We start from the raw sequence: 3632 nt of genomic DNA, 5'->3' as shown, positions 1-3632 counted from the left end.
ACATTACGGGTCGGCCACTTCGGATGGGTCGGGAATATGCTCGAAGAGTGGCTGCCTGATCTCGTCTCCCAATTCGAGGAGGCCAATGAGGGCGTCACTGTGGAGATCATCCCCGTCGCCAGTTCCGAAACCACTCGTGATGCGCTGGTCCAGAAGCTCTCGCTGGAGGCCCGTCAAGGCGAGTCGAGCTACGACCTGCTGCTGGGTCCTACCCCTTGGCTGGAGACCGGCTCACTGGCTCGGGCGGGAGCAATCCATCCGCTGGACGACCTGATGTCCGCCGAGTTCGTCGACAACCTCGCCGATGCAGCTCGCAACGAGGCCACCGCAAGCGACGGCAAGATCTACACCATCCCTTTCTGGGCCGACATCGTCGGCTACATCGAGCGCCCCTCCATGCAGGAGGAGTACGGCATCACGGCTCCGGAGACCTGGGACGATCTGGTGGAGGCCACGCAATCCGTCGAGTTGCCCTCGGATATGTACCACTACGGTGCGGACTGGACCGAGTTCCATCGCGTCTATCTCCCGATCCTGGCTGCATTCAGCGATCGGGACTCGATCTTCGCCGCTAACGGCACCGTGGACATGTCGACCGACGCCGCAGTGCGGGCCCTTGAGATCCTCAAGGCGCTCATCCCTTCGATGCCACCGAACGCCCAGACTCCCGGCGGATTCTTGGACGCCTTCTACGCGAGCCAGGGCGTGTCGATGACGTATTGGCAGACAGGGGTGCGCGGTTCGGTCAACCAGGGCATCCCCGAGGACGATGTCACCTACCGCCACAACCTCACCGGCGACTCGGATGGCACCTTCTTCTGGGACACCGGAGCAGTGGTCCCCAAGGGCGCCGCGATGCCCGAGATGGCCGTGAAGTTCATGACCGAGGGCTTCCTGGGCGAGTTCGGGGTGACACAGTCGGTGGAAGTCTCCAATGCGCTGCCTCCGCTGAAGAACTTGCTGGATACCGTGTCGGAGCTGCCGCCGCACCTCGAACTGGCTCATTCTCAGCTGGGCACCGCGATCGGCATGCCTGCCAACGACGCGTTCCTGGCGGTGATGGCACCGAACTTCCGCACCGAGGTGGAGCGGATGATGGCCGAGGACCTCGAGCCGGCGGATGTCGCAAAGACACTCGCCGATGCCTTCGCGGAGTACGAGTGACCTTGCATGTCTGAATCACGCGTCGAGCAGGCCGCCCGTCCTCGTCCGAGTGGTGCCACTCGGACGGGGACGGGCGATGTCCCCTCTCCGTCCCGCCGACAAGGCACCCGCACGCACAGCTTCTGGAAAAGTTCCCGGTGGCATGACATCCGCTGGGGATATGGCTTGTCGTTGCCTGCGATCGCCTTGACCGCGATCTTCGTGATCTATCCGTTGGCGAGGTCGGTCTACCTCACGTTCTTCGACTACGAGTTCATCATGAACCGGCAGGAGTTCGTCGGGTTCCAGAACTACCTCGACTGGGTCCGAGATCCCGAGATGTGGCACAGCAGCTGGATCGCCCTCAAGTACTTCCTGCTGTACGTGCCACCGAGCATGTTCCTCGCGCTGGCCGTGGCGTTGGCAATCGACCGACTGGCCCGCAAGCATTTTCAGAACATCTACCGAGCGATCTTCTACTTCCCGGTGGTGCTGCCAGCTGCAATCGTGTTCCAGATGTGGATGTGGATCTACGACCCGACAGTCGGCGTGATCACCCAGGCCCTGCGGGAGCTCGGCTCTTCCTTGAGCATCAACTGGCTCGGCGATGCCGACACCGCGCTCGTGGCAATCGCGACGATGTCGATCTGGCGGATCCTGGGCGAGACGGTGATCTTCTTCCTGGTCGGCCTGTCCACGATCCCGCGAGAGCTTCTGGAGTCTGCCCGCGTCGACGGCGCACGCGAGCTCGGCGTGATCTTTCGGATCCAGCTGCCGCTGCTGATCCCGATGATCGTGCTGGTGCTGGTGCTGCGTCTGCGCGTGCTCGAGGCCAGCACGGAGATGCTCTACATGACCCAGGGCGGTCCGATCGACTCCACCATGACCTACGGGCTGCAGGCGTACATGCTGTTCAGCCGCGAGGACCAGATCGGGTATGCGAACACCTGGTTCGTGATGCTCGCCCTGTTCTCCCTGGCGGTCGCCTGGGCCATCTCCCGACTCCGCAGATTGAGCAGCTGATCCATGACCAACCAGACTCAGTCCCCGACCGTCCCGTCCTCGCACCGACGCCGCAGCCGACGCCCACGGCAGATCGTCGAACACCTGCTGCTCCTCCTCGGCGTGGTGCTGCTGCTGGTCCCGATGGTGTGGTTCGTTTCCATCGCGTTCCGCCCGCCGGAAGAGTCCTATCAGCTCCTGCCTGACTCGCTGACACTCGCGAACTTCCCGGCGATGCTCGACAGAGTGCCGGCCATGGGCAAGTACATGATGGACAGCTTCCTGGTCACCGGCGGGACGGTGCTGATCACCTGCGTAGCAGCGACCATGGGCGGATTCGCCTTCGCCCGGATCAAGTTTCCCGGCCGAGAGGCCATCTTCTGGTGCATCGTGGCCACCCTGTTCATCCCCGTGACCACCACGATCGCCGCGCTGTACCTGCAGCTTTTCGAGATGCGTCTGCTCGACACCCACCTCGGCCTGATCCTCGTGTACTCGGCCTGGCAGCTGGCCATGGGGCTGCTGATCATGCGAGGCATCTTCGGGGCCATCCCCAAGGACCTCGAGGAGTCGGCAAGGCTCGACGGCGCCTCGATGTGGCAAGTGCTGTGGCGGATCTACGCACCGCTGGCGCGCGGCGGCATCATCATCGTCGCCCTGATCACCTTCGTGTACTCGTGGGGCGAGTACCTGATCGCCTTCACCTTCGCCGGCACCGACGTCGTGCCGATGTCGCTGGCCATCCAGTTCTTCGAACCGGCACCCTCGGATCCGTCGTACAACTTCAACGTGGCCGTCGCGGCCGCGCTGGTCATGTTCGTCCCATCAATCCTGATCTACCTGGTCTTCCAGCGCCAATTCTCCCGCGGCCTCATGGAAGGGGCGCTCAAGGGCTGACTTTCCAGGCACCCTCCGTCCCGGCGATATTCCGACGTCACTGCTCGTGCAGCGCGGTGAGTTGTGCGACCACGTCAGGATGCTCACCGGAGACGTCCGCTGCCGGCGATTCATCGGGAGACCTTCCGATCGGCACGTGGCTCCGCCCCGACCCGATATCCGTGTGCTCCACGGCGAGGAGGGCCTCCCGAAGAGCCGGGTCGAAATCATCGACCCGACGCAGCTTCCAGTCCGGTGTGCGCGGCTCCCTCCCCCCCCCCTGCTCCTGAGCACTCGCATCCCTTGATCTGCTGCCTTCCGGGCCACAGTTCACCGTCATCGCTGCTTACTCAGGTTCTGGTCAGCGGTATTGATTGGCCACGCCCATCCACTGCACTCTCCCAGCCGCTGAGGCCGGTGATCTCGTGGTCCCTAAACCAGACGGTCAGCAACTCTTCGAGAGCACGGTGGCGGTAGGCGGACTCCGGGAGCGAGGCGAAGTTCGTCTCCTCGAGCGGGTCTTCGTACAGGTCATAGAGCTCATCGGGCACACGGGGGAGGCGCAGAAGAAGTTCTCGAAGGTCGCACCTTCACGCTGCAGACGATCCAGG

Annotated in this window: 4 protein-coding genes; 3 read left to right on the top strand and 1 reads right to left on the bottom strand. The window is 63.4% G+C overall.

The window, feature by feature from the left end; genetic code table 11:
* From ACT3SQ_RS19040 to ACT3SQ_RS19030, 3 genes are all read left to right on the top strand, one after another.
* Positions 1-1164, top strand: a 1164-nt coding sequence (locus ACT3SQ_RS19040; RefSeq protein WP_444601603.1) for an ABC transporter substrate-binding protein, incomplete at its 5' end; no start/stop codon positions are given.
* Positions 1165-1335: 171 nt separating this feature from the next.
* Entirely contained in the window at positions 1336-2166 is an 831-nt protein-coding gene (locus ACT3SQ_RS19035) for a carbohydrate ABC transporter permease (RefSeq protein ID WP_444502598.1), read from the top strand.
* 3 nt (positions 2167-2169) lie between these two features.
* A complete protein-coding gene (locus ACT3SQ_RS19030; RefSeq protein ID WP_444502599.1) occupies positions 2170-3042 on the top strand; it encodes a carbohydrate ABC transporter permease in 873 nt (290 codons plus the stop codon).
* A gap of 329 nt (positions 3043-3371) precedes the next feature.
* Here ACT3SQ_RS19030 and ACT3SQ_RS19025 read toward each other — a convergent pair whose 3' ends face one another.
* Positions 3372-3572, bottom strand: coding sequence for a hypothetical protein (locus ACT3SQ_RS19025; protein ID WP_444502600.1), 201 nt, complete (start codon positions 3570-3572; stop codon positions 3372-3374).
* Positions 3573-3632 lie beyond the last annotated feature (60 nt).

The sequence above is a fragment of the Brachybacterium sp. AOP42-C2-15 genome, from assembly GCF_052377065.1.
GTDB lineage: Bacteria > Actinomycetota > Actinomycetes > Actinomycetales > Dermabacteraceae > Brachybacterium.
This window is presented reverse-complemented; position numbering and strand designations above follow the sequence as displayed.